At 70.5% G+C, this 25,815-nt stretch carries 21 protein-coding genes; 10 read left to right on the top strand and 11 right to left on the bottom strand.

All coding sequences use genetic code 11. The features are described from left to right. The 3 genes from ACFSOX_RS15850 to ACFSOX_RS15860 all read right to left on the bottom strand — a co-directional run. Positions 1-1,804 (bottom strand): glycosyltransferase family 39 protein (locus tag ACFSOX_RS15850; protein WP_378478784.1); only part of this gene is annotated, 1,804 nt, incomplete at its 3' end. A gap of 126 nt (positions 1,805-1,930) precedes the next feature. After that, positions 1,931-2,578 (bottom strand): cupin domain-containing protein, encoded by a 648-nt coding sequence (locus tag ACFSOX_RS15855; RefSeq protein ID WP_378478785.1) that lies wholly within the window; start codon positions 2,576-2,578, stop codon positions 1,931-1,933. A gap of 88 nt (positions 2,579-2,666) precedes the next feature. After that, positions 2,667-3,473, bottom strand: coding sequence for a cupin domain-containing protein (locus ACFSOX_RS15860; protein ID WP_378478786.1), 807 nt, complete (start codon positions 3,471-3,473; stop codon positions 2,667-2,669). Between the two features lie 372 nt (positions 3,474-3,845). Here ACFSOX_RS15860 and ACFSOX_RS15865 point away from each other — a divergent pair, with 372 nt between their 5' ends. Further along, the gene (locus ACFSOX_RS15865; RefSeq protein ID WP_378478787.1) at positions 3,846-5,024 is read left to right on the top strand and encodes a serine hydrolase domain-containing protein; all 1,179 of its coding nucleotides are present in this window, start codon (positions 3,846-3,848) and stop codon (positions 5,022-5,024) included. A 49-nt stretch (positions 5,025-5,073) separates the two neighbouring features. Here the strand turns inward: ACFSOX_RS15865 and carA are convergent, their stop codons facing one another. After that, the gene (gene carA / locus ACFSOX_RS15870) at positions 5,074-6,258 is read right to left on the bottom strand and encodes a glutamine-hydrolyzing carbamoyl-phosphate synthase small subunit (RefSeq protein WP_378478788.1); all 1,185 of its coding nucleotides are present in this window, start codon (positions 6,256-6,258) and stop codon (positions 5,074-5,076) included. 193 nt (positions 6,259-6,451) lie between these two features. Here carA and ACFSOX_RS15875 point away from each other — a divergent pair, with 193 nt between their 5' ends. The 3 genes from ACFSOX_RS15875 to ACFSOX_RS15885 all read left to right on the top strand — a co-directional run bounded on the left by ACFSOX_RS15875 (position 6,452) and on the right by ACFSOX_RS15885 (position 8,083). Further along, positions 6,452-6,904: a GatB/YqeY domain-containing protein gene (locus tag ACFSOX_RS15875; protein WP_378478789.1), complete on the top strand. Its 453-nt coding sequence runs from the start codon at positions 6,452-6,454 to the stop codon at positions 6,902-6,904. Between the two features lie 247 nt (positions 6,905-7,151). Further along, positions 7,152-7,706, top strand: coding sequence for a menaquinone-dependent protoporphyrinogen IX dehydrogenase (hemG, locus tag ACFSOX_RS15880; RefSeq protein WP_378478790.1), 555 nt, complete (start codon positions 7,152-7,154; stop codon positions 7,704-7,706). Positions 7,707-7,708: 2 nt separating this feature from the next. Continuing rightward, positions 7,709-8,083 carry a hypothetical protein gene (locus tag ACFSOX_RS15885; RefSeq protein WP_378478791.1) on the top strand — a complete coding sequence of 125 codons (375 nt, stop codon included), beginning with the start codon at positions 7,709-7,711 and terminating at the stop codon, positions 8,081-8,083. 116 nt (positions 8,084-8,199) lie between these two features. On the opposite strand, the gene ACFSOX_RS15890 is transcribed toward ACFSOX_RS15885, so the two are convergent. Both ACFSOX_RS15890 and ACFSOX_RS15895 read right to left on the bottom strand, forming a co-directional pair. Then, on the bottom strand, positions 8,200-8,478 hold the full coding sequence (locus ACFSOX_RS15890) for a BrnA antitoxin family protein (protein WP_378478792.1): 279 nt from the start codon (positions 8,476-8,478) through the stop codon (positions 8,200-8,202). Continuing rightward, positions 8,462-8,764, bottom strand: coding sequence for a BrnT family toxin (locus ACFSOX_RS15895; RefSeq protein WP_378478793.1), 303 nt, complete (start codon positions 8,762-8,764; stop codon positions 8,462-8,464). The genes ACFSOX_RS15890 and ACFSOX_RS15895 overlap by 17 nt, the downstream gene beginning before the upstream one ends. A 248-nt stretch (positions 8,765-9,012) precedes the next feature. On the opposite strand from ACFSOX_RS15895, the gene dnaG reads away from it, so the two are divergent. From dnaG to ACFSOX_RS15920, 5 genes are all read left to right on the top strand, one after another. Beyond that, positions 9,013-10,992, top strand: a complete 1,980-nt coding sequence (gene dnaG / locus ACFSOX_RS15900; RefSeq protein ID WP_378478794.1) for a DNA primase — start codon at positions 9,013-9,015, stop codon at positions 10,990-10,992. Between the two features lie 331 nt (positions 10,993-11,323). Further along, positions 11,324-13,459 (top strand): RNA polymerase sigma factor RpoD, encoded by a 2,136-nt coding sequence (gene rpoD, locus ACFSOX_RS15905; protein ID WP_378478795.1) that lies wholly within the window; start codon positions 11,324-11,326, stop codon positions 13,457-13,459. 102 nt (positions 13,460-13,561) lie between these two features. Then, entirely contained in the window at positions 13,562-13,801 is a 240-nt protein-coding gene (locus tag ACFSOX_RS15910) for a hypothetical protein (protein WP_378478796.1), read from the top strand. A 327-nt stretch (positions 13,802-14,128) separates the two neighbouring features. Next, the gene (locus ACFSOX_RS15915) at positions 14,129-15,421 is read left to right on the top strand and encodes an adenylosuccinate synthase (protein ID WP_378478797.1); all 1,293 of its coding nucleotides are present in this window, start codon (positions 14,129-14,131) and stop codon (positions 15,419-15,421) included. Positions 15,422-15,502: 81 nt separating this feature from the next. Then, positions 15,503-17,383, top strand: a complete 1,881-nt coding sequence (locus tag ACFSOX_RS15920; RefSeq protein WP_378478798.1) for a hypothetical protein — start codon at positions 15,503-15,505, stop codon at positions 17,381-17,383. A gap of 261 nt (positions 17,384-17,644) precedes the next feature. Here ACFSOX_RS15920 and ACFSOX_RS15925 read toward each other — a convergent pair whose 3' ends face one another. From ACFSOX_RS15925 to ACFSOX_RS15935, 3 genes are all read right to left on the bottom strand, one after another. Continuing rightward, on the bottom strand, positions 17,645-18,637 hold the full coding sequence (locus tag ACFSOX_RS15925) for a Bug family tripartite tricarboxylate transporter substrate binding protein (RefSeq protein ID WP_378478799.1): 993 nt from the start codon (positions 18,635-18,637) through the stop codon (positions 17,645-17,647). Between the two features lie 29 nt (positions 18,638-18,666). Then, on the bottom strand, positions 18,667-19,698 hold the full coding sequence (locus tag ACFSOX_RS15930) for an amidohydrolase family protein (RefSeq protein ID WP_378478800.1): 1,032 nt from the start codon (positions 19,696-19,698) through the stop codon (positions 18,667-18,669). 384 nt (positions 19,699-20,082) lie between these two features. Continuing rightward, a complete protein-coding gene (locus tag ACFSOX_RS15935) occupies positions 20,083-20,397 on the bottom strand; it encodes an OmpA family protein (protein ID WP_378478801.1) in 315 nt (104 codons plus the stop codon). A 248-nt stretch (positions 20,398-20,645) separates the two neighbouring features. On the opposite strand from ACFSOX_RS15935, the gene ACFSOX_RS15940 reads away from it, so the two are divergent. Next, on the top strand, positions 20,646-21,920 hold the full coding sequence (locus ACFSOX_RS15940; RefSeq protein WP_378478802.1) for a CaiB/BaiF CoA transferase family protein: 1,275 nt from the start codon (positions 20,646-20,648) through the stop codon (positions 21,918-21,920). Between the two features lie 84 nt (positions 21,921-22,004). On the opposite strand, the gene ACFSOX_RS15945 is transcribed toward ACFSOX_RS15940, so the two are convergent. Together ACFSOX_RS15945 and ACFSOX_RS15950 are read right to left on the bottom strand one after the other, a co-directional pair. Continuing rightward, the gene (locus ACFSOX_RS15945; protein ID WP_378478803.1) at positions 22,005-24,851 is read right to left on the bottom strand and encodes an ATP-binding protein; all 2,847 of its coding nucleotides are present in this window, start codon (positions 24,849-24,851) and stop codon (positions 22,005-22,007) included. A 214-nt stretch (positions 24,852-25,065) separates the two neighbouring features. Next, positions 25,066-25,596, bottom strand: coding sequence for a Dps family protein (locus tag ACFSOX_RS15950; protein WP_378478804.1), 531 nt, complete (start codon positions 25,594-25,596; stop codon positions 25,066-25,068). Positions 25,597-25,815: the final 219 nt, after the last annotated feature.

A 25,815-nucleotide genomic window follows, 5' to 3' on the forward strand; every position in this document is an offset into this window, starting at 1 on the left:
CGCCACCAACCGAGGCTCGCCGCATAAAGCACAATCCGTGCCGGACAGCCGTGGGCGCGTCCCGGCCATCCACGCCTGTGCCCGTCGCAGAGACTTGGATGCCCGCGACGAGCGCGGGCATGACGGCTCTGTGCGACGCGCTCCGTGGTCCGGTCTGCGGCGGCACGATCAGGATACGATAGGGTGCCGGCCGGTTGGTGTCGCCGAGGAAGGTCCGCGTCACGGCGAGGTCGACGGTGCGAGCCTCGGGCTCGCTGCGGGCGCGGGCCATCAGCTCGGGCAGGCAGGAGCGGTCGTCGGTGCGGCAGACCGCGACATAGCCGTCGCGCAGCAGCCGGTCGGGGGTGATCCACGGGGTCGGCTTCAGCGTGAAGCCCGGCACCGAATCGGGATGATCCGGGTGATAGAACGCGATCGCGGCGCCGAGATCGGCGTCGCCCATCACGATCGGCAGCCGCGTTCCGGTGGCGGCCGTCCATTCGCGGCCGACCACCTCGGCGAGCGGGGCGTAATAGGCGCGGCCTTCCTTGTTGCCCTCCCAGTGGCGCAGCACCGCGAGCCCCGGCGCGACGGCGAGAACCCCCAGCGTCACGACCGCGACGCCGCCCGCCACGGTCGCCGCGGCGGCCCGCGAGACGATCACGTCGCGCGGCGCGAGCAGCACGACGGGCAGCAGGAACCACGCTTGCATGGTCCACAGCGAGGTCAGCTCGACGCCGACGAAGGGCGCGGTCACGGCGGGGATCAGGAGCGGCAGGGCGAGCAGATGCACCAGCATCCGCCGGCCGGGATCCGCCGGCCACAGCGTCTCGGCGATCACGGCGCGGCTCGGTCGCACGATCAGCACCCACACGACGATCGGCAGCGCCACATAGGCGAGCGACCCGATCAGATACAGAAGTGCCTTCCAGAGAATCGCGCCGAGAGTCGCGCCGCCGTGCACGGCATAGGCGTAGCCGAACGGCTGGAAGCCGGTCGTGACGAGCCACGCGAGATGCGGAGCCAGCACGGCGAAGCCGGCCAGCATCGACACCCAGGGCGACGGCGATTTCAGATACGTCCAGCGCGCCGGGTGCAGGAGTGCGGCGAGCGGCAGGCTCACGACCAGGTAGATCGAGTAGTACTTGCCGAGCATCGCCAGCGCACAGGCCGCACCGGCTGCGGCCGACCACGCGAGCGTGCGCGTCTCGAAGGCGCGCAGGAAGCACCAGACGGCGAGCGGCCAGGCGAGCAGCAGTGTCTGGTTGGAGGCGAAGCGCTGGCCGTGAAACTGATAGAACGGGGTCAGCAGCAGGAGAAGCAGCACCAGCACGCGCTTGTCGCCGGCGATCCGGCGCGCCGCGATGCGGTCGACCACCAGGAGGGCGAGCGCCGCGTTCACCATCGCCAGCAGGTGGAACGCCCAGTCGGCGACCGGGAACACCGTGAACCACGCCGCCACCATCAGGGCGCCGAGCGGCGGATGCTTGTAGTAGCCGGGGCTCGGATGCCGGCTCCAGGCATAGACCTCGACGAGATCCGGATGCAGGTCGAGCGAAGCGTAGGAGATCACCTGGAAGGAGGTCCAGGCGGCGACGAACAAGGCGAGCAGCACCGCTGTGGCGACGCCGCTGTCGGCGGTGTCGAGCCAGGCGCCGATCACCCGGCGCGGCAGCGACGGGCGGGCGGCACCCGTCGGCGTGTCGCCCTTGGTCGCATCGCCCTTGGTCGCGTCGCGCGTGATCGCGTCGCCGGGGATCGGATCGCTCGTGATCGGATCGCTTGTGGTCGTGTCGCTCGTGGTCGTGTCGGTCGAGGAGGTCATGAACGGCCGGGGTCCGGCGCGGCGCAGTCGCCGGCTGGCGCGCGTCGGCCGGAGCGTGTCTGGCCACAGACGGACCGAAAGATCAAGCCGGCGGGTGGCGGCCGCAGGGCACCCTGACGCGCCGACTCAGGCCGCGTGCTCGCCGCGGCGCCGCGCGGCCGGCGGGTGAGCCTGCGCCGCCGACACGGTCTCGGCGGGGTGCTTCGCCTCGGCGATGTGCCGTGCCTCGGCGGCCGCCTGGGTCTCGGTCGCCCAAAGCTTGACCAGGGCGCCGGCCTTGCCGTGCACCGGGTCGCTCGTCGGCAGCGGCACCTTGGGGATGGCGGCCGTCGCCTTGGTGTGCTCGGCCTTGCTGCCGCGGCAGAGATCGTAGGTGCCGGTGGGCGGATAGGCGCCGATCACCACGAGGTCGGCCGTGGCGCTGACGCGCTGGTGGCCGGTGCCGGCCGGCAGCACGACAACGTCGCCGACCTTGAGGTCGATCTCGGTGCCCTTGTCGCCGCCGAAGCGGACGCGGGCGCGACCCCGGGCGATCGCCATGACCTCGTGGGTGCGCGAATGGTAGTGCGTGTAGGGATAGATGCCGTTGCGCCAGACCCCGACCCAGCCGTGGCGCTGAAACGCCTTCTCGATCAGATCCTCGGGATGGGCCGACCCCTTGAGGTCGATCGCATCACGGAACACCACGAGCGACAGCACGGAGTTGTTCGGCACCACCCCGTCGTCGTCGAGCTTGAACGTCTCCGGTGGATGGCGGGGGCTCTTGGCGTGCATTCGTCCGTCCTGGTCCGTCCGTCCTGGTTGGGCCGTCTTGGCCATAACGCACCAGTGGCGTTTTCGGGCGCAGTCTGCTGATCCGGGCTTAAAGCGCGCTTAAGCCGGACGGTCCAATTCGCGTGCGTCGCGTGCGATCGCCGAGCGCCGGTCCCCAGGCGGCGCCGCGGCCACCGTCGGCGCCGGGGCGGGGCGTCAGTGTCCCGCGCTCGGCGAGCTGGCGAACCGCGGCGGTGCGTGGGAGGGGCGCGAGGTCGAGCTCGTTCTCGCTGCGCTCACGCGAGCGGCGCAGCTCCGGTGGCAGACGGTAGACCGGGATCTCGGGCTCGCCGGCCGCGGCGGCCGCGACATCGGCCTGCCATCGCCCCAGCACGGGCGGGTGCTCGCGGTCGAGCGGGTCGGTCTTCGGCAACGGCACGGCGCGGACGATGGTGCGGGCGGCGAGGCAGTCCATCATGTTGGGGCGCCACAGGTCGTACTGGCCGTTGGTCGGGTAGGCGCCGATCATCATCAGGTCGGACGATCCCATCACCCGCTGATGGGCCGTGCCGGCCGGCAGCACCAGCACGTCGCCGGCGACGAGGTCGACCTCGACGCCGGAGCGGCCGCCGAGCCGCACCCGGATCCGTCCGGCCGCGATCGCCATCGCCTCGTGCACGCCCGCGTGGTAGTGCGGGTACGGGTACATCTCGTTGCGCCAGAGACCGACCCAGCCGTTGCGCTCGAACGTCGCCATGATGCGGTCGGCGTGGTGGGCCGAGCCGGTCAGGTCGATGCCCTGGCGGACCACCATGCAGGACAGGACGGGGTTGTTCGGGACCAGCCCGTCGTCGCCGAACCGGAACGCCTCGGGGGCCGGGGCGGTTTTACGAACATTTTGATTTTTCTTGATCATTTTGCCCTCGCTGCAGTCACCGGCGGGGGCCGGCCTCGCGGAGGGGACGCTGACCGCCGCCGCTTTAAGCGCTGCTTAACCGGGCGGTTTCAATGCGGAAGCGTTTCGCATCTGCAAAACCGGGATGCGAATCGTCCGTCCTAGGCCCGGCATAGCCGGATTCGCGCAGGCGTCCGAAACGTCCGCGGCGCCCGCGCGGTAGGCCCGCGCGGGCCGTGGGCCAGCCGGAATGGCATCGGTCGTCGTCCGTCCGAAACCCGGGCTAGCTCGTCACGGCGAAATGATCTCCGATCATCATCCTTTGTGCAACTCATGCGCGTAGGGCGTGCGAGGCTTGCGTCGGCACTTTTCGGCAGATCTACGGAGAGCAGGATGACAGGCGAGCGGATGGCGGGGGCGACGCCGGAGCAGATCGTTCAGACCGCCGCCGCGCACTATCTCGCCGTCAGCCACGCACCTGGGTGCTGCATCGCCGTCTACGACCAGGAATCGTTCGGTGACGGCGGGCTGGTCTGTCCTCACGGGCTCGTCGGGGTGCCCGGCTCGGGCACGCCGGTCGTCGGGGTCACGGCCGATACGGTGTTCGAAATCGGATCGGTGACCAAGGTCTTCACCAGCACCCTGCTCGGAGTGGCGGTCCAGGCGGGCGGCGCTTGGCTGACCGACACCGTGCAGTCCTGGCTCGATCGGAACCGGAAAATCGTCTCGACCGATCTCGAAGGCATCACGCTCGGGCAGCTCGCGACCCATACGTCCGGCATGCCGGACCAGCCGAAGGGGCTGACCGATTACAGCAAGCCGCTGTTCGCCGACCTGCCGCCGACGCCCGACATCATCGCTTGGTGGAACAGCTACGACACGCCTCCACCGGGGTGCTGGCAGTATTCGAACATCGGCTTCGTGACGTTGGGCTTCGCGGTGACGCAGATGTTTCCGCTCCCGGGATGGCAATACGACTCCATTCTGTCCGCGCAGGTCACCGGTCCGCTCGGCATGGCTCGAACCGGGGCGGTCGTCGATCCGACCTGGCTCGCGGCCCGAGGGACCATCGGGCGCTGGCGCAGCGAGAGCGGCCGTTTCGTTTTTCAGGGCAACGTGCCGACGAACGACAGCGCGTTCGATCTCAAGAGCACCGGCAACGACATGCTCGCCTTTCTGAAGGCCCAGATCGCTCCGCCGGACGATCTTCTGGGGCGTGCGATCGCGCTCACGCAGCAGCGCCAAGGCACCTTTCCGGTTTGCGCGAGCGGTGCGGCCGTTCGGTCCGGCAGCGTGACGATGGGCCTCGGGTGGCAGATCACGACCGATACGAACGGCAATGCCGTCTACGCGAAGAACGGGGCGACGAGCCGGGGCGGGTTCGAAGCCGTCGTGATTTTCGTCCCGGCGCTACGGTGCGGCGTGGCGGTTCTGAGCAATCAGTATTTCGACGCGAACGCGCCGCACCCGGCCGGGATCGCGCCTGGCGCCACGGCGCTCCTGATCATCCAGAAGCTGCATCCGGGCTTCGCCTTGGCCGGGCCGCTGCCCGATCGGAACGCCTCCGATTGAGCACGACGCCCGCAGGGCGACCGGATCGGGTTTGCGGAGGTTCGTCCGATCATCCCCGCTTGCGGTCGCGCATCAGGCCGGCGAAGCGCTGGAACAGGTAGTGGCTGTCGCGTGGGCCGGGCGAGGCCTCGGGGTGGTACTGGACCGAGAACACCGGCCGGTCGGTCAGCGCGAGGCCGCAGTTCGAGCCGTCGAACAGCGAGACGTGGGTCTCCTTGACGTTCTTCGGCAGGCTGTCGCGGTCGACCGCGAAGCCGTGGTTCATCGAGGTGATCTCGACCTTGCCGGTGTCGAGATCCTTCACCGGGTGGTTCGCCCCGTGGTGGCCCTGGTGCATCTTCTGCGTGGTGCCGCCGAGCGCGATGCCGAGCATCTGGTGGCCGAGGCAGATGCCGAAGGTCGGCAGGCCGGACTCGACCACGGACTTGATCACCGGCACCGCATAGGCGCCGGTCGCCGCGGGGTCGCCCGGGCCGTTGGACAGGAACACGCCGTCCGGCTTCAGCGCCAGGATGTCCTCGGCCGTGGTCGTCGCCGGCACCACCGTCACCTTGGCACCGATGCCGGCGAGGAGGCGCAGGATGTTGCGCTTGATGCCGTAGTCGATGGCGACGACGTGCAGGTCGGGGTTCTCCATCCGGCCGTAGCCCTTGCCCCACACCCACTCGGTCTCGTCCCAGGTGAAGCGCTGGCCGGACGTCACCCGCGGCACCAGATCCATGCCGACGAGGCCGGGCCAGCCCGCGGCCTCGGCCTTCAGTGCGTCGAGGTCGAAGCAGCCGTCCGGCGCGTGGGCGATGACGGCGTTCGGCATGCCCTTGGTGCGGATCAAGCCGGTGAGGGCGCGGCTGTCGATGCCGCCCAGCCCGACGATGCCGCGGGCCTTCAGCCAGGCGTCGAGATGGCGGGTCGCCCGGTAGTTCGACGGCCGGGTCACGGCCGCGTGGAGGATCACGCCGCAGGCGCCCGGCGTGGCGGCCATGTTGACGGTTTCGATGTCCTCCTCGTTGGTCCCGACATTGCCGATGTGGGGGAACGTGAAGGTGATGATCTGGCCCGCATAGGAGGGATCGGTGAGGATCTCCTCGTAGCCCGTCATCGCCGTGTTGAAGCACACCTCGCCGACCGCATGGCCGGTGGCGCCGAGGCCGAATCCCTCGATCACGGTCCCGTCGGCGAGGACGAGCAGGGCGGTGGGCGCGGGATCGGCCCAGGCGGAAGGGTCGTTCGACATGGCGTCTCGATTCGAAGGCGTCGCGATGGGACGGGCGCCGGCGCACCGGCCGCGCGGCGGAGACGGCTGGAGCGCCGGCGGTCACCGACACCGGAAATGTCCGGGTCCGGCGGGCGCGCGCTCTGGCCGTCTCGCCTTATTTGCGTATAAAGAGCGCCGAAGCAAGGTTCGGCGGCGCACGAAAGGGTGCACGATGCTGCGTGACGACATCAACGCTGCGTTGAAGGAGGCCATGAAGGCGCACGATGCGTCGCGGGTCTCGACGCTGCGGCTGGTCAATGCGGCGCTCAAGAACGCCGATATCGAGGCGCGCGGGCAGGGCAAGCCGGCACTCGGCGACGCCGACGTGGTCGCGGTGCTGCAGAAGATGGTGAAGCAGCGCCAGGAGTCGGTCGAGCTCTACGAGAAGGGCGGGCGGGCCGAGCTCGCCGCCCAGGAGCGCGCGGAGATCGAGGTGATCGCCTCGTATCTGCCCAAGCAGCTCTCGCCGGAGGAGGCCGAGGCGGCCGTCAAGGCGGTGATCGCCGAGATCGGCGCCCATGGCATGAAGGACATGGGCAAGGTGATCGCGGTGCTGCGCGAGCGCCATGGCGGGCAGCTCGACATGGGCAAGGCGAGCGGCCTCGTGAAGGGGTTGTTGACGTAGCGTTTGGAGAAAGGCGCGCCCGCCCCCGAAGGCGCGCCACGGACGCATGATCGCGGTCCGCCCGCGGGCCGTCGCCCGCCCGGCGGGCCGGCCCCCGCTCGGCGGGCCGGCCCCCGCTCGGCGGGGGCGTCATGCGCCGCCGAAACGACGTTCCGCCGCGCCGCGGTCGGCCGAAGGCGCGGGGGAGCGACAGTGGGGCCGCGGCGGTTCCGCCGTGGCGACGGCCGAAGATTGTTCGAGCTGTTCCATGCAGATTTTTTACGCGTCCCGTGACGGCCAGTCCCGCAAGATCGCGACCCATGTCGCGGGTCGCCTGGCCGCCCGCGGCATCCCGGCGACGCCGACCGATCTCGCGACGTCGCAGCCCTCGGCGGCCGACCTCGCGGCGCAGCCGCTGGTCGTCGCCATCATGTCGATCCGCTACGGCAAGCACCTCGCCGAGGGGCTTCAGTTCGTCGAGACCTTCAAGGGGCTCGACGCGCCGCCGCCGCTGGTGCTGGCCTCCGTGAATCTCACCGCGCGAAAACCCGGCAAGGACACGGCCGAGGGCAACGCCTATCTGCGCAAGCTGATCACCAAGAACGGGCTCGAGCCCGCCCTCGCCGCCGCCTTCGCGGGGCGGCTCGACTATCCGCGCTACGGCTTCTTCGACCGGCACATCATCCGCTTCATCATGTTGATCACGGGCGGCCCGACCGACCCGACGACCGTGGTCGAATACACCCCCTGGGACCGGGTCGATGCATTCGCCAACGACATCGCGGCGCTGGTGGAGGCCGGCCGCAACGGACACGGGGGGTAGTCATGGGTTCGGCAGAGACGCTCGACAAAGGGGCGAAGGGTGCGGCCCAGGCCGGTGCGACGATGTCCGGCACGCGGCAGGGCGGCATCGGACCTGACGAGGCGCCGGAGGTCGGCATGACGCTGGCGCAGTTCTCGATCGGCTGCGAGTTTCTGACCGCGACGGGACGCTGGCGCTGCACCGACGTCGGCACCCGCACCGTCGTGGCGATCCGGCTCGACCTCGACCACGATCCGACCTGGTACGAGGGCCCACCCTACGCCGTGCCCGAGCACGTCTTCGACGAATACGACATCGAAAGCTGCGTGCCGGCCCCGGACGCCCCGCACTACGACGACAGCGGCCGCGAGCGGCTGGTCTCGCTGCCGCGGGGGTGAAGTCAGGCGACCGTAGCCCGGCTCGAGCGAAGCGGCGGCCGGGATCGTCGTGTGCCGTCATCGCCGCGGCGTCGCCCCCGGATGTCGCTGCGCTCCATCCGGGCTACGCAGAGCGGCTATTCGCCGGCCCTCTTCGCCTTCGCGGTCTGCTCCATGTAGGACCGCAGCACCGCATTGATCCGGCGCTGATAGCCCGGCCCTTCGCCCTTGAAGAAGGCGAGCACGTCGTCGTCGAGCCGGATCGAGATCGCGGTCTTCTTTCCCGGAATCGTCAGCTCGGCCTGCGACCAATCGATGTCGTGAAGGCCGTCCCAGTCGGCGTCGCCCGCCATCGACGCTTCGATCTCGGCGTCCGAGATCCCGCGGAGCCGCTCGATGTCAGTCTTCCCCTTCATCTCGTTGAGCTGAGAGAGCGTTACGGTACGCAGCTTGTTCATTTCGGCGCGCTCGCCTTGCCGTGATGATCCGAATGTTCTCGTCTCGGATCGTGTAGACGATGGCGATCAGAATCCCCTCAGTGAGTGGTCCGATCGCCACGAAACGTGGTTCGTCGTGCCACGGCGATCTGTATTGGTAGACCGTCCCGAGAAGCACCTTTGCAGCATCGACGAAGTCGATCCCGCGCTCTCGAAGCACAGTGTCACGCTTGATGTCGTCCCATTCGAAGCCGTCCGGAATCATTTTCAGAATCTTGAAAAATGTCTCCGCTCGAGCGCGTGGAAATAGAAAAAGATGACTCGTAATATGATCTAGGGTAGGATACATTTGTATATACGACGCGCGATCTTGTCAAGCGCCCTCGCGCTCTGCTTCCCTGTGGAAACCCGGGACAACCCTGCTTCGCAACCCTGGCCGAGTCGCGGCCGGGCCGGACGCCCTATATTGGCGGCAGGTTCGGCCCATGCTTTCGTCTCGGTTCACGACTCACCATGCGGTTTCCGCCCGAATTCCTCGACGATCTGCGCGCCCGCCTCCCGGTGTCGGAGGTGGTATCGCGGCGCGTCAAGCTGAAGAAGGCGGGGCGCGAATGGAAGGGCCTCTCGCCCTTCAACAAGGAGCGGACCCCCTCGTTTTTCGTGAACGATTCGAAGGGGATGTGGTTCGACTTCTCGTCCGGTCGGAACGGCAATATCTTCGACTTCGTGATGGCGACCGAGGGGCTCTCGTTCCCCGAGGCGGTCGAGCGGCTGGCCGGCGCGGCCGGCATGACGCTGCCCAAGTCGACCCCGGAGGCGGCCGAGCAGGCCCGCCACAGCCGCACGCTCCTCGACGTCGTCGAGCTGGCGGCGCGGTTCTTCGAGGCCGCGCTGCAGAGCCGGGCCGGGGCGCGGGCGCGCGGCTACCTGGCCGACCGCGGCCTCGATCCGGCGACCCAGCAAAAGTTCCGCATCGGCTGGGCGCCGGCCGACCGTTTCGCCCTCAAGGAGCATCTCGGCCGCGAGGGCGTGTCGGTCGAGGACATGGTCGAGGCCGGGCTCCTGGTCGCCGGCGACGACATCCCGGTCCCCTACGACCGGTTCCGCGACCGGGTGATGTTCCCGATCGGCGACTTGCGGGGCCGCATCGTCGCCTTCGGGGGCCGTGCGCTGGACAAGGACGTCGCCGCCAAGTATCTGAATTCACCGGAGACTTCGCTCTTCCACAAGGGCGGCCTCCTGTACAATGGCGCCGGCGCCCGGGCTGCCGCGCATGCCGGCGCGCCGCTGATCGCCGTGGAGGGCTATGTCGACGTCATCGCCATGGTGACGGCCGGCTTCCCCGGCACGGTGGCGCCGCTCGGCACCTCGCTCACCGCCGACCAACTCGCTTTGATGTGGAAGATCGCCGACGAGCCGGTGCTGTGCTTCGACGGCGACGCCGCCGGCCGGCGTGCCGCCTACCGGGCCGTCGACCTCGCGCTGCCGCTGCTTCAGCCCGGCAAGAGCCTCTATTTCGCGACCCTTCCGCAGGGTCATGACCCCGACGACCTGATCCGGGCGAGCGGCAAGGGCGCCATGGCCGACGTTCTCGCCGCCGCCCAGCCCCTCGCCGACATCCTGTGGATGCGCGAGACCGAGGCGGGGCGGTTCGACACGCCGGAGCGCCGCGCCGGCCTGGAGGCGCGGCTCGACTCCCTGCTGGCCGGCATCGCCAACGAATCGGTGCGAAAATACTACCGAGCCGACCTCGGCACGCGGCTGCGCGGCCTTCTGGTGCCCGAAGCGGCCGGCGGTGCGGGGCGCTTCGCCGGACGGTCGACGGTGGGCGGGTTCCGCAGCGCCGGCCGGGGCGGCAGGGCGGGCTTGACCCGCGGCGGCAAGGGCGCCGACCGCCGTTTCGGCGGTCCGGACCCGATGCCGGCCGTGCTCAGCCCGCGGATGTCGACGAGCCCGGTGGTGCGCGGCGCCCGCGCCGTGCTGCCCGCCCGCGAGGCATTGCTGGTGCTCGCCGTTCTCAACCACCCCTGGTTGCTGGACGGGCATGCCGAGGCGTTCGCCGTGCTCGACCTCGTCCATCCCGATGCCGACCGGCTGCGACGGGCGATCCTCGACGTCATCGCGGCGCACGAGGAGGAGGGGGTGGAGGTCGACGCCGAGGCCCTGCGGGCAGCCGTGCTGGCCCGCGACCTCGGCGGCCTGGTCGAACGGATCGAGGCGGCGCTGACCCATGTGGCGGACTGGCCGGCCCGGGCCGGCGCCGCGCCCGAGGACGTTCGGCCCTGGTGGCGGCACGTTCTCACCTTGCATCACAAGAACCGGACGCTAAATAAGGAACTCAAAGAGGCCGAGCGCGCGCTGGGGGACGACCCCAGCGAGCGCAATTTCGCGTGGTTGCGGGACGTCCAGGGCCGTCTGGCCGCGATCGAGGGCACCGAGGCCTCGATCGAGGGGTTCGGGGCGCTGTCCGGCCGGCCGTCGCGGGGGCTCTAGAGGAATCGGCCGCGGACGCCCCGACAGGTCGGGCCGGCGGGCCGGACGACGATCGGGCGGGGCGGTCCATTCGGGACGGGGTGCGGAGAACGTTTTGCGGACCGGTGCGGCCGACTGTCGGGCGCGCCATGACGGTGTTTCGGCTCTCGCAAGGTTTCAGTGTGAGACTTCGAGCGATTCGGTCAGGCAAAAGGGCGGGATGACGCCGTCCCGGGGCGAACGGTCCCGGTGCGGCGACGAGCGGTCGCCAGAGGCCGGTGGAGCGACGCCGGCGACGTGACGGCGGGTGCACGGGGCGGTCTGGGCGAGAGCGCGGCTTTCAGGAGAACTCATGGCGACCATCAGGACGAAAGCGGCCGGCAAGGACAAGGTCGTGAAGGACAAGAAGGACGAGACGACCGAAGGCCAGACCCCGGACACCCCGGACACGCCGCTGCCGCTGCTCGACCTGTCGGACGCCGCCGTCCGCAAGATGATCAAGCTCGCCAAGAAGCGCGGCTACGTCACCCACGATCAGATCAACGCCGTCCTCCCCTCCGAGGAGGTCACGTCCGACCAGATCGAGGACATCTTCGCGATGCTCAACGAGATGGGCATCAACGTCGTCGAGCAGGAGGAGCACGGCGAGGAGGAGGCCGCCGAGGAGGCGCACGAGGACGACGACGAGGGCGAGGGCGAGCTCGTCGAGGTCACCCGTGCGACCCCGGCCAAGACCGAGCGCGCCGAGCCCGGCGAGCGCACCGACGACCCGGTCCGCATGTATCTGCGCGAGATGGGCTCGGTGGAGCTATTGTCGCGCGAGGGCGAGATCGCCATCGCCAAGCGCATCGAGGCCGGCCGCGAGGCGATGATCGCCGGCCTGTGCGAGAGCCCGCTGACCTTCCAGGCGATCATCATCTGGCGTGACGAGCTCAACGCCGGAAAGGTGTTCCTGCGCGACATCATCGACCTCGAGGCGACCTATGCGGGTCCGGAGGCGAAGGGCGGCGCGGCCGCCGCGCCCGGCGTCGACGCGGAGGCCGAGGACGGCGAGGAGGCGGTCGACGCACCGCCCGTGGCGCCGGTGGCCCCGGCCGCCAAGCCGGCCGCCGCCAAGCCCGCGGCGCGCGGCCCGCAGCGCCCGGCGACGGGTGACGACGAGGAGAGCGGCGACGGCCCGATGCCGGACGCCGAGATGGACGAGGACGACATGGAAGGCTCCATGTCGCTCGCCGCCATCGAGGCCGAGCTGAAGCCCAAGGTGCTCGAGACCTTCGACATCGTCGCCGACACCTACAAGAAGCTGCGTCGGCTGCAGGAACAGGACATCTCCAACCGGCTTCAGAACGAGAAGCTGTCGCCCAACCAGGAGCGCAAGTACAAGAAGCTGAAGGAGGAGCTGATCGCCGAGGTGAAGTCGCTGCGCCTCAACCAGGCGCGCATCGACTCGCTGGTCGAGCAGCTCTACGACATCAACAAGCGCCTGGTCGGCTACGAGGGCCGGCTGATGCGCACCGCCGAGAGCCACGGCGTGCAGCGCGATGACTTCCTGCGCAACTACCAGGGCTCCGAGCTCGATCCGCGCTGGCTCAACCGCGTCTCCAAGCTGTCGGCGCGCGGCTGGAAGAACTTCGTGGCCAAGGAGAAGGACCGGATCAAGGAGCTTCGGACCGACATCCATACGCTCGCCACGGAGACCGGCCTCGAGATTCAGGAATTCCGCCGCATCGTCCAGATGGTGCAGAAGGGCGAGCGCGAGGCGCGTCAGGCCAAGAAGGAGATGGTCGAGGCGAACCTGCGCCTGGTGATCTCGATCGCCAAGAAGTACACCAACCGCGGCCTGCAGTTCCTGGATCTGATCCAGGAAGGCAACATCGGCCTGATGAAGGCGGTCGACAAGTTCGAGTACCGGCGCGGCTACAAGTTCTCGACCTACGCGACGTGGTGGATCCGGCAGGCGATCACCCGCTCGATCGCCGACCAGGCCCGCACCATCCGCATTCCCGTGCACATGATCGAGACGATCAACAAGATCGTCCGCACCTCGCGCCAGATGCTGCACGAGATCGGCCGCGAGCCGACCCCGGAGGAGCTCGCCGAGAAGCTCGGCATGCCGCTGGAGAAGGTCCGAAAAGTTCTGAAGATCGCCAAGGAGCCGATTTCACTGGAGACGCCGATCGGCGACGAGGAGGATTCGCATCTCGGCGACTTCATCGAGGACAAGAACGCGATCCTACCGATCGACGCGGCGATCCAGAGCAATCTGCGCGAGACGACCACGCGCGTGCTCGCCTCGCTCACGCCGCGTGAAGAACGCGTGCTGCGCATGCGCTTCGGCATCGGCATGAACACGGACCACACGCTCGAGGAGGTCGGCCAGCAGTTCTCGGTGACCCGCGAGCGCATCCGTCAGATCGAGGCCAAGGCGCTGCGCAAGCTCAAGCACCCGTCGCGGTCGCGCAAGCTGCGGAGCTTCCTGGACAACTGATCATGTCGGGGCGGGACGCGCCGTGGCCGCCTCGGCCGTGAGGTGCGCAAACGCAGGTGTGCGCCGGCCCACGCGGTTCGGACGGCCGCCGAGCAGGCCTCGTTGTCCGCCGCCGGCGTGGTGAGCGGCGCGCCGAGGTCGGCCGACTTTGACGGCGACGAGACCGGCGGCCGGCTCGTGATGGTGCCGCCGCGCCCGATCGAGGTGGACGACGAGACGACCGCACGGGTGGGGACGGCGGCGCACGGCGGCGTCCCGCGGCCGCCTCTCGACCTCCCCCTCGCGTCGCGCTACACCGCGGCACGGCGGTTCGGACTCGCGCCGGCGGCTGGATTCTTCTAGAGAATTCGGCCGGAGGGTGACCCGGCCCTCCCGCGGCCGTCCCCCGTCGGTTCCCGCGACAGCGTTTTCTCACCACCGGCCGCTCGCCGACCCATCGGGCTCGGCACGCGGGCCGGGTGGTCGCGCGCCCGAAGCCGTTCGGCGGCAAGGACGCGGATGGCCGGGACGAGCCCGGCCATGACGGAGGGGGCGGATCGCCGCCCTGGGCTCGATCTCTGGCCCGGCCTCGCCGGGCAACCCCCGCCCGGAGGGGCGGACAACACGCCGCGGCCGCGCGCCCCGAACCCGGGGACGGCGGCGGCCCGGCCCGAAGGACAGAAGGCTGACATGGCGAACGTCGTGGTCGTCGGTTCCCAGTGGGGCGACGAAGGCAAGGGCAAGATCGTCGACTGGCTCTCCGAGCAGGCGGACGTCGTGGTGCGGTTCCAGGGCGGCCACAATGCCGGCCACACGCTCGTCATCGACGGCACCACCTACAAGATGTCGCTCCTCCCCTCCGGGGTCGTGCGCGGAAAGCTGTCGGTGATCGGCAACGGCGTGGTGCTGGACCCGCGCGCGTTGGTGGAGGAGATCGACCGGCTGAACGCCCAGGGCGTCGGCCTCACGCCCGAGACGCTGCGGATCGCCGAGAACACCTCGCTCATTCTCTCGCTGCACCAGGAGCTCGACGCCAACCGCGAGGCGGCGGCGAGCGCCCAGACGCGGCTCGGCACGACAAAGCGCGGCATCGGCCCGGCCTACGAGGACAAGGTGGGGCGGCGCGCCATCCGATTGATGGATCTCGCCGACCTCGAGTCGCTGACGCCGAAGATCGAGCGGCTGCTGGTGCACCACAACGCGCTGCGGCGCGGCCTCGGCCTGCCCGAGTACGACCCCAAGGCGATCTACGACGAGCTCGCGGCGGTCGCGCCGAAGGTGCTGCCCTACATGGATTCGGTGTGGGTGCTGCTCGACCAGGTGCGGCGGGAGGGCAAGCGGATCCTGTTCGAGGGCGCCCAGGGCGCGCTTCTCGACATCGACCACGGCACCTATCCGTTCGTCACCTCGTCCAACACGGTGGCGGGCCAAGCGGCCACCGGCTCGGGGCTCGGCCCGTCGGCGGTCGGCTACGTGCTCGGCATCTGCAAGGCCTACACGACGCGGGTCGGCGCCGGTCCGTTCCCGACCGAGCAGGACAACGAGATCGGCCGGCTGATCGGCGACCGCGGCCACGAGTTCGGCACCGTCACGGGCCGCCGCCGTCGCTGCGGCTGGTTCGACGCCGTGCTGGTGCGCCAGACGGTGCGCACCTCGGGCATCCACGGCCTGGCGCTCACCAAGCTCGACATTCTCGACGGGCTCGACGAGATCCAGGTCTGCACCGGCTACCGCCTGGACGGGCGCACCATCGACTACCTTCCGGCGAGCGAGCGGGCGCAGGCGCGGGTCGAGCCGATCTACGAGACCATCGAGGGCTGGAAGGACAAGACCGCCAATGCGCGGTCCTGGGCCGAGCTGCCGGCGCAGGCGATCAAGTACGTGCGCTGGATCGAGGAATTGGTGGGATGCCCGGTCGCTCTGCTCTCGACGAGCCCGGAGCGGGATGACACTATCCTGGTCCACAATCCCTTCGAAAGCTGACGCGCGTCGAGCGCACCGCGCGAGCCGAGCCGAGACACGCCGATCCTCGGGGGCGAGGAACCCGGAACACAGCTGGACCTGATGGCCGACTACTATCCACTGATCGCCAAGGCGGTCGCGGGCCTCGAGAAGAACACCGGGGAAGCGCGGCGCACCCTCTACGAGCGGGCCCGCGGCGCGCTCGTCGCACAGTTGCGCGGCGTGCAGCCGCCGCTCGGCGAATCGGAGATCACCCGCGAGCGGCTGGCGCTCGAGGAGGCCATCCGCAAGGTCGAAGCCGACGCGGCGCGGAAAGCCCGCGCCGAGCGAAGCGACGCGATGGCGTCGCGGCTGGGCGGCGGGTCCGGCGGGGCGTCTCTCGGCGGCGACCGGGCGGCCGCTGGCGAGCGGGGCGGGCCGGCCGAGCGGTCGGCCGGGCCCGAGGATCGCAAGCCTTCCCGCCCCGAAGAGCCCACTGCTGCGCCGGCCGGAGCCGCCGGCCCGGCCACCATGCCCGGCACCCCGGGCGAGTCCCGACCGGCGCGCCGGCCCGGCGACCGGCCGCCGCTCGGGGATCGTCCGCCGCTCGGCGAGCGCACCTCGCTGACCGACCGCGGCCTGAAGGGGTTTCGGGACGTCGTCGCGGAGGCCGAGAGCCTCGGCGAGGCGACCGCCAGCGCCTCCAAGACGGCCCGCGAGGTCTTCGCCGCCACGGCGCCGACCCGCGACGGCACCCGCATCGAGCCGCATGTCGAGCCGGAGGGCCTGCGCCCACCGCCCGGCCGCCGCCCACCGCCGCTCGGGCGCGATTTTCCGCCCGGCCGTGATGGGGCGCCGGGGCGTGACCCCGCCCAGGCGCGCGACCTGCCGCCGCTCACGCGGGACAATCCGCCGTTCACCCGCGATCCACCGCGCCGCTCGCCGCTCGCCCGCGAGGCCGGCCAAGACCCGCATCGTGATGCCGGTCGCGATGCCGGTCGCGAGGTTGTCCGCGAGCCCGGTCGCGATTCCGGCCGCGAGCCGGCGGCGCGTCCGCCCGAGCCGCGCGGCGAGCCGGCCGACGCCGATTTCGGCGCCCGCGGCGGGGTGCGGCCCTATCTCGACGATCACGATTATCGCGACGCGGGCGGCGGGCGGCCGTTCCCGCTGCAGCCGGAGACGCTGCCGGCGCGTGCCGACGATCTCGGTGGTCCGATCAAGGCGCCGCTCGGCGGCAAGCTCGTCAAGGGCACCCTCGCGGCGCTCGCCTTGCTCGTCGTGATCGGGCTCGGCTGGTGGCTGTGGCCGAGCGTGGCGGGCCTCGTCGGGTCGTCGCCGCAGGTCGCCACCGCGCCCGCCCCGACCATGCCGGCCGAACAGAACCGCTCCGGCAAGATCACCGACCGGGTCGGATCGCAGCAGGCACCGGGCGCCGGCGTGCGGCCCCAGCAGGGCCAGCCGGCCGTCGCCCAGCGCGTCGTCCTCTACGAGGAGGATCCGGCCGATCCGGGCGGCAAGCGCTCGGTCGGCACGGCGGTGTGGCGCACCGAGACGATCGTCGCGGCCCCCGGCCAGGCGCCCGACATGGTGGTGCGGGCCGACATCGAGATCCCCGAGCGCAACACCTCGGTGCGCTTCTCGCTGCGCCGGAACACCGACCGCTCGCTGCCGGCGAGCCACACCATCGAGATCATGTTCACGCTGCCGCCCGACTTCCCGAACGGCGGCATCTCCAACATCCCCGGCATCCTGATGAAGCAGGCCGAGCAGACGCGCGGCGTCCCGCTCGCCGGCCTCGCCGTCAAGGTGACGACCAACTTCTTCCTGATCGGCCTGTCGTCGAGCGACACCGACATGCAGCGCAACATCCAGCTCCTCAAGGAGCGGGCCTGGTTCGATGTGCCGATCGTCTACGGCAACAACCGCCGCGCCATCATGGCGATCGAGAAGGGCACCCCGGGAGAGCGCGCGTTCGCGGAAGCCTTCGCGGCCTGGGGGGAGTGAGGGGGACGTCCTTCGGGACGGCGGCGTCGGAGGTCGGGGCTCACCCCACCTCCCCAACCCTCCCCCACAACGGGCAGGGAGCCGGCTGCGGCGAGCCGCCACGTGATTCAGCAACTATTTGGTCTGCGAGATCTGATCAGGCCTTGGCTGATGATGCCGTGCCTCCTGCGTTCCCTCCCCGCTTGTGGGGGAGGGACAGGGAGGGGATGAGCCCCGAGTCGCAGCGCGGCTTCAGCCTGCCTGGAAGAGGGCAGGTACCGTTCAATCCAGCGCGATGCCGGCGGCCTTGATCACCTCGGCCCAGCGGGCCCGGTCGGTCTCGACGAGCTGTTTCAACACCTCGGGCGGGCCGCCCATCGGGGTCTGGCCCTGCGTCTCCATCGCCTTGAGGACGTCGGGGCGCTTCAGCACCTCGTTCACCCGGCCGTTGAGCGTCGCGACGATCTCGGCCGGCGTTCCGGCCGGCGCGAACATGGCCCACCAGTTGTCGACGTCGACGTCCTTGATGCCCTGCTCGGCGAAGGTGGCGAGGTCGGGCGCGATCGGGTTGCGGGCCGTGCCCATCAAAGCGAGCACGTCGACGCGGCCCTGCTTGGCGAGCTCGAGCGCCGCGTTGACCTGCATGAACATCGCCGAGATGTGCCCGCCGGCGAGATCGGTGACGGCGGGCGCGAGGCCGCGATAGGGCACGTGGACGAGCTCGATGCCGGCGCGCCGGCGGAACAGCTCCATGCACAGGTGGTGCGGCGTGCCGATGCCGGGCGAGCCGTAGTTGATGGGATCCTTCGCCGTCTTCGCCTTGGCGACGAAGTCGGCGAGCGTCCTGGTCCCGAGACCGGCATTGACGACCAGCGCGAAGTTCGCCGTCACCAGCGCGGCGACCGGCTCGAAGCTCTTCACCGGGTCGTATTGCAGCGACTTGAACAGGCTCGGATTCATCACGATCGTGTTGGCCGTGACGAGGAGCGTGGTGCCGTCCGGCGTCGCGCGGGCGACGCTGAGCGTGCCGAGATTGCCGCTCGCGCCGACCCGGTTCTCGACGATCATGGTGCGGTCCATCGCCTTGTGCAGATGCTCGGTGAGCAGCCGCGCGAACAGATCGGGCGCGCTGCCCGCCGTGTAGGGCACCACCACCGTGACGGTGGGGCCGCCCTGCGCCGCGGCCGGTGTGCGCGAGCCGGCGAGCGCGAGGCCCGAGAGGGCGAGGCCCGAGAGGGCGAGGTCGTTGAAGCGGCGCCGCGAGAGTATCGTCATGACGAGGTCTCCTTCTTCGGGCGACGTGATCAGATCGTGGCCGGCGTGATGCCGTAGAGCCGGGCCGCGTTGCCGGCCAGGATCGCGGACTTCTCGGCGTCGGTCAGGGATTCGGAGGATGTGACGAACTCGGTCGGCCGCGGATCGCCGACCGGATAGTCGGAGCCGAGCAGCACGCGATCCGCGCCCACCGTCTCGACCAGGATCTCCAGCGCGCGCGGATCGTAGACGCAGGAATCGTAGTGCAGCATGCGCAGATAGTCGGTCGGCGGCTTCGTCATGTTCCGCCGCGTCGCCGGCTTCTCGACGTAGTTGCGCGTGACCCGCCCCGTGTAGAACGGCATGTAGCCGCCGCCGTGCGAGATGCAGATGCGCAGAGCCGGGAAGGCGTCGAGCACGCCCTCGTAGAACAGCGAGGCGATCGCGAAGGTCTCCTCGATCGACTGGCCGAGGCTGTTCCACATCAGATAAGGGGCGAGCCGCGGATCCGGATTGCCGGCCGGGTGCACGTAGACGACGGCGCCGAGCTCCTCCGCCTTCGCCCAGAACGGCCGCAGCGACCGATCGCCGATCTCCTTGTCGCGCACCCGTGACGAGATCTGGACGCCCTTCAGGCCGAGCACGCCGACGCAGCGCTCGAGCTCGGCGACGGCGAGGTCGGGCGCGTGCAGCGGCACGCCGCCGAGGCCGGCGAAGCGGTGCGGTGCGCTCTGCACGATCGTCGCGATCGCGTCGTTGTTGCGCCGCTCGATCGCGAGGCTCTCCTCCGGCGGCGCGAACCAGCTGCACTGGTGCACGAGGCTCGCGCCGAGCACCTGCACGGCGATTCCGGTGCGGTCCATGACGGCGAGGCGTTCGCTCACGTCGGTCATGCGGCGCGCGACGTCGTCGTTGCGGGCGACGAGCGCGGCCTTCTGCTCGGGCGACAGCGACGGATCGGATTCGGCGCGGGCGAACAGGCTGTGCGGCTTTGTCACCGCATAGACGGACGGGACGATCACATGCGCATGCACGTCGATCGCGAAGGGCCGCGAGGCCGGGGCTGGCTCGATGTCTGTCATGTCTGCCGGAAGAGGCCCGCGGTGAGGTCGGGGAACACGAAAGTGCGTGACGAGTCTAGGCGTGAGCCGACGTCCGGCTCAAGCCGGACGCGCCGGGACTAGACCTTCGGCGGGCGCATACGCGCGCGGTTCGCGCAACGCGCCGGCCAGGCGCTCTCCAAGAATGCCGAGAAAGCCAGTGGCACAAGAACTTCTTGCGATGCAGCAGAGCGTGACCGCGGTCCATCGACGGCACGGTATAAGCCGTCCCAATGGTGAGCAAACAAATCACTATTTTACGCGGCGCCGGCCACCGCCTAGCCTCGTCCGCCCGAGGGCGTGTGACCGCGAGCGGCCGCACGTTGAAGCGCCACGTTTCTCACGGCGCCGCGCGCGCGTCGCGGCTCACGAGCAGTCGATCACCTTGAACGCGACGCGGCGGTCGAGCGCGTCGGTCGCGTCGTCGCGGCCGGTGCCGACGATCGTCTCGCGCGAGCCGGCGCCGCGCGTGAGCAGCCGGTTGCCGAGGCCGCGCGACGCGCTGTCGAGGCGGCCGCGGATCGTCTCGGCCCGCAAGGCGGAGAGCCGGTCGTTGACGGCGGCCGGACCGCTTCCGGCCGGCGCCGTAGTCCGGGCGTGCACCCCGTCGGTGCCCGTGCCGATCACGGCGACCGTCGCCGCGAGGCCGACCAAGGCAGTCCGTCCGAACCTGTCCGTCATCGTCGTCCCCGTTCGCTGAGTCGCGCCGAATTGTCGTTCGGGCTCTCGCGGGGGGCAAACCACGCGCCCTCGGGTGTCGTGGCGGGTGCGGGGCGGACGTTCGACGCCGGGACGGGCGACATGAGACGGGCGACATGGGACACGCGACACGAGACGTGCGACAGGAGACGTGCGACACAGGGGCTCGGACCGTGGCGTGCGGATGCCCCGGTGCTGTCGACACGATCCGAGGAGCCAGGGCGAAAGCCATGACCCAAGACGCGACCAGTTCCGGCCCGACCGGCATCGAGCCGAGCCGGACCGGCCCGCTCGCGCATCTGCGCGTGCTCGATCTGACCCAGTTCCTGTCCGGCCCCTATGCGACGCAGATCTTCGGCGATCTCGGGGCCGACGTGATCAAGATCGAGGCGCCCGAGGGCGACATCACCCGCGACCTGCCGCCCCACTTCGTCGGCGGGCAGAGCGCCTACTATCTCTCGATCAACCGCAACAAGAAGAGCCTCGCGATCGACCTGAAGCGTCCCGAGGGGCGCCGGCTGGTGCGCGCGCTGGCGCTCTCGTGCGACATCGTGGTCGAGAACTACCGGCCCGGCGTGCTGGCCCGGCTCGGCCTCGCCTACGACGATCTCGCCGCCGAGAAGCCGGCGATCATCTGGTGCTCGATCTCCGGCTTCGGTCAGGACGGGCCGTATCGCGACCGCCAGGCCTACGACATGATCGCGCAGGCGATGTCGGGCGGCATGTCGCTGACCGGCGAGCCCGACGGACCGCCGGTGCGCTCCGGCATTCCACTCGGCGACATTGCCGCGGGCCTGTACGGCGTCATCGGAATCCTGGCGGCGCATGCCGAGGCGGTGCGCACCGGCCGCGGCAAATGCGTCGACGTCGCCATGCTGGATTGCCAGATCGCGATGCTGAGCTACCAGGCCGCCTACTATCTCGTCTCCGGCACGGTGCCGGGCCGGCAGGGGCGGGGCCACGACTCGATCCCGACCTATCGGGCGTTTCTCTGCGGCGACGGCCTGGAGGTGGCGATCACGGCGAACACCGAGCGGATGTGGCGGAACCTCTGCCGGGTGCTCGACCTGCCCGGGCTCGCCGACGATCCGCGGTTCGCCGTCAACGCGCGCCGCCAGGAGAACCGCGAGGCGCTGTGGGCGATCCTCGAGGAGGCGTTCCGGCAGCGCCCGGCGGCCGCGTGGGTGGCGGATCTGCTCGACGCGCACATCCCGGCCGCCGTGATCAACACGCTCGATCGCAGCCTGAGCGATCCGCAGGTCTTGCATCGCGGCATGGTGCTCGCCCTCGCCGGCCCGGCCGGCGAGGCGCTGCGGGTCGCCGGCAATCCGATCAAGTTCGTGGGCGAAAGCGAGGCGCCGCACCGCTATCCGCCGGCGCTCGCCGCCGACGACGAGAGCGTGCTGGCCGATCTGCTGAAGCTGCCGGCCGAGGAAATCGCGGCGCTCGCCCGCAGCGGCGTCATCGGGGCGCGGCGCCGGGTGCCGGGGGAGGGCGCCGGGTGATCCTTCGGTCCTCTCGCCGGGGGACCGACGACGGATTGATCGGCTGGACCGTCGGGGCTTCGCGCGTCCGCGGCGACGCGGCCGTCACGGATCGCGGGGCTGAACCTCTAGGCTCGCCGACACGGCCCGCGCCGCGACGACGTCGGCGCTCGCGGCGTCGTCTGGGAGGCGTCCCAGGACGGAGCGCAACGTCGCGACGCCGATGCGCGTGTCGGTGCCGCGGCGTCGGGCGTGAGCCGCGATGCTGGTCGCCGTCCGCAGCTCCCAAGCGAGCGCCTTCTGGGCGCGGGCGACGTCGAGCGACCGCGCGAACCAGTCCGCGGCCGAGGTGTCGGCCGGATCGCGGCCGGCGATCTCGCCCTTGATGCGCAGAAGCTCGGCCACGCACCACGCCTCGTCGGTCGCCTCGCAGCGGGTCAACGCCTCGTCGATCACGGTGCGCGCCTCGTCGAGTCGGTCGGCCCGGCACAGGCCGACGGCGAGCTGGCCGAGAAAGCACGTGAGATACTGCACGAAGGTCGCCTTGCGCAGCGTGTCGACGCCGGCCTGGAGCCGCGCGATGCCGCCCGCGAGATCGCCGGACTGCAGCAGCGCCTCGCCCTCGAAGCAGGTCGCGTAAGTGCGCCACCCGTGCAGCGCGTCGCGCGTGGTGAGCCGGATCAACAGCGCGATCCAGTGCCGCGCCGTGTCGAGATCGCCGATCATCAAGGCGATCGGACAGGCGGCCTGGGCGAGCAGGTTGCACAGCGACAGCGGATGATCGAGCGCCTCCGCGGCGGCGACCGTCTCGGTCGCCATCCGCAACGCCTGGGCGGGCCGGCCCTGCAGCCACAAGACGCGGCTCAGCGTCATCCGGGCCGTGACGACCTGATCGAATTGGAAGCGGACCAGATCGGAGCGATGCCGCGGCGCCCGATAGGTCGCGAGCATGCGCTCGATGTGCTGGCGGGCGGCGTCCTGCTCGCCGAGGAAGTGGAGCGAGTCGCCGATCATCCGCTCGCCGACCAGCACGTCGCTGCTCTGCCCGGTCGTCTTCGCGAGGGCGCTGAACCGGCCGGCGATCGCGGCGGCGTCGCGGAACCGGCCGCGGTTCTTCGAATCCGCCCACAGGCCCCACAGCGCGCGGAGCTGATGATCGACGTCGCCGGAGGCCTCCGCCAGAGCCAGCGCACGCGCCCATATCGCGCTCGTCGCGCGGGTCCGGGTCGACGTGTACATCTGCGACCAGGCGAGTGCCGTGTAGAGCCGCATCGCCTCGGGGCTCTCCGCTGCGCCGGCCTGCTCGAGCGACGCGAGCGCCCGCTCGGTGCGCACGCGGCACTCCTCCATCAGCGAAAGCTCGAGCCACAGCGGCACGGCCGCGACCGTGAGGGCGACGGCGAGCCCGACATCGCCGTCCGGGCCGCAGGCCCAGTCGAGCGCGGCGCGCAGATCGTCGGCGAGTGGCTGCCAGGTCGCCCGCCACGTCGCGGTCGGGAGCAGATCCCAGTCGCGCGCCGCGGTGACGAACATGTCGCGGCAATGCGCGGCATGGGCGCGCTTCGCGGCGGTGAGCTCGCCCGCCTCGGCGAGCTTCTCGAGCGCGTAGGCCCGCGTCGTGTCGAGCAGGCGATAGCGCGCCGTCTCGCCGGAGACGTCGACGACGACGAGCGACTTCGAGGCGAGGCTCGCGATCGCCTCGGCGACGCAGAGCGGGCCGATCTCGTCGGCCGGCAGCACGGCCTCGGCTGCCGTGACCGTGAACCAGCCGGCGAACACGCCGAGCCGGCGCAAGATCAGGCGCTCGGGCGCGGGCAGCAGGCCGTAGCTCCAGTCGAGCGCCGCCTCGAGCGTCCGATGGCGCGCGAGCGCCGTGCGTCGGCCCCGCGTCAACAGATGGAAGCGGTCGTCGAGCAGACGCGCGATATCGGCGAGCCCGAGCGAGTCGACGCAGCCGGCCGCCATCTCGATCGCCAGCGCGATACCGTCGAGCCGGCGGCAGATCGCGGCGACGAGCGGCGCCTCGACGTCCGTGAAGGTGAAGGTGTCGCGGGTCGCGATCGCACGCTCGACGAACACGCGAACCGCCGGATAGGCCAGCGCCTCGGCCGCGGTCACGCCGTCGCTGCGGTCCGGCACGGCGAGCGGCGGCAGCCGCAGCACGCGCTCGCCGGCGGCGCGCAGCGGCTCCCGGCTGGTGGCGAGCACGGCGGACGCGGTATCGCGCACCAGCGCTTCGGCGAAGCCGGCGGCCGCCGCGACCAGATGCTCGCAGTTGTCGAGCACGATCAGCATCGCCTTGTCGACGATCGACGTGATCAGTTCGGGGATCGGCAGCGTCGAGCGGACCGGACGCCCGAGCAACGCGGCGAGCGCGGTCGGCACCAGCGCCGGGTCGGTCACGGGCGCGAGGTCGACGAACCAGACGCCGTCCGGGAAGCGCGCGAGAAGCCGCTCGGCGGCCGCGACCGCCACCGTCGTCTTGCCGATGCCACCCGGACCGACGACGGTGACCAGCCGGGCATCCGACAACAGTCGCACGATCGCCTCGACCTGGTCGGAACGGCCGACGACGCTGCCGAGCGGCGCCGGAAGGTTGCTCGGCGGCGCGGCGACGCTCGCCTCGGAACGCGGCGAGTCGGGCTCCTCCACGATCCTGACCGGCGCGACGAACTTGTAGCCGCGCCCGGGAATGTTGACGATGTAGCGGACGTCGGCCTGGCCGTCGCGTAGCGCCTTGCGCAGCGCCGCGACATGCACCTTCAGGTTGGCCTCGTCGACGAAGATCCTGGGCCACGCCCGGGCGATCAGCTCCTGCTTGGTGACGAGGTCGCCGGCGCGCTCGACCAGGGCGAGCAGGATGTCGAGCGCCCGATGACCGATTCGAACAGCCTGGTCGTTCTCGCGCAGAACGAGCTCAGCCGGACTCAGCCGGAAGGGGCCGAAGCGCATGATACGGCCCGGTCCGGCATGCGCCGGCTTATCCACTGCACGTCCCCGCGTTGCCGCCTCTGATGCTTCATCATAGAAGCGGACGGCAGGAACCTCAAAATCCGTCGGGGACGTTCGGAACACGTTGCGACAGGCCGGCCGATCGTCTCGGGCCAGTGATGCCTTACACGATGGTAGCCGAATCCGGCGAGCGGATCGGCGTCGGGACGAGCCCTCAGCGCTTGCGGGTCGTCTCGAACAGGAACCAGGCGCGCCGCTCGGCGCCGTCCGTCCAGTCGTCGATCTGGCTCGACGAGGCGTTGTCCTTGGCGTCGTCGGCGATCTCCTTGGCGGCCCGCCGCGTCTCGACGAGCGCGCGGTTGTCCTGCTCGAGCCCGGCCAGCATCGCGTCGGGTGGCACGAACTCGGCGTCGTTGTCGGCGATGCGCTGGCGGCGTGCGACGTCGCCGATCGAGCGCAACGTGGTGCCGCCGATCTTGCGCACGCGCTCGGCGATGTCGTCGGTGGTGGCGAGGATCTGGCTCGCCTGCTCGTCGAGCATCAGGTGGTGGTCGCGGAAATGCGGGCCCGACATGTGCCAGTGGAAGTTCTTCGTCTTCAGGTAGAGCGCGAACGTGTCGGCGAGGACGCCGTTGAGCGCCTCGGCGACGCCCGAGACGGCGTTGCGGGCGAGATCGGTCGGGGTCGCGAGGGCGGTCTTGGTCGCGAGTTCGGTCTTGGTCGCGACCGCGTCCAGTGACGGCATCGGAAGTCTCCGGGTCGTGAGGAACGGTCGTCGTCCTCGATGAACTCCGACCGCGGTATCCGGTTCGCGGCGCTCGCGACGATGTGTGCGGCGCCTGAGAACGATGTCGAAGCCCGGCGACGTGGTCACCTCGTGCGGGGCGAGGTTTACCGAAATTTACTCGCCTCGCGTCTCCCCGACGCGCACGGTCGCCGTGCCCGACCCGCAGCGGAGACGACC

This window comes from Rhodoplanes azumiensis (genome assembly GCF_042682915.1).
GTDB lineage: Bacteria > Pseudomonadota > Alphaproteobacteria > Rhizobiales > Xanthobacteraceae > Rhodoplanes > Rhodoplanes azumiensis.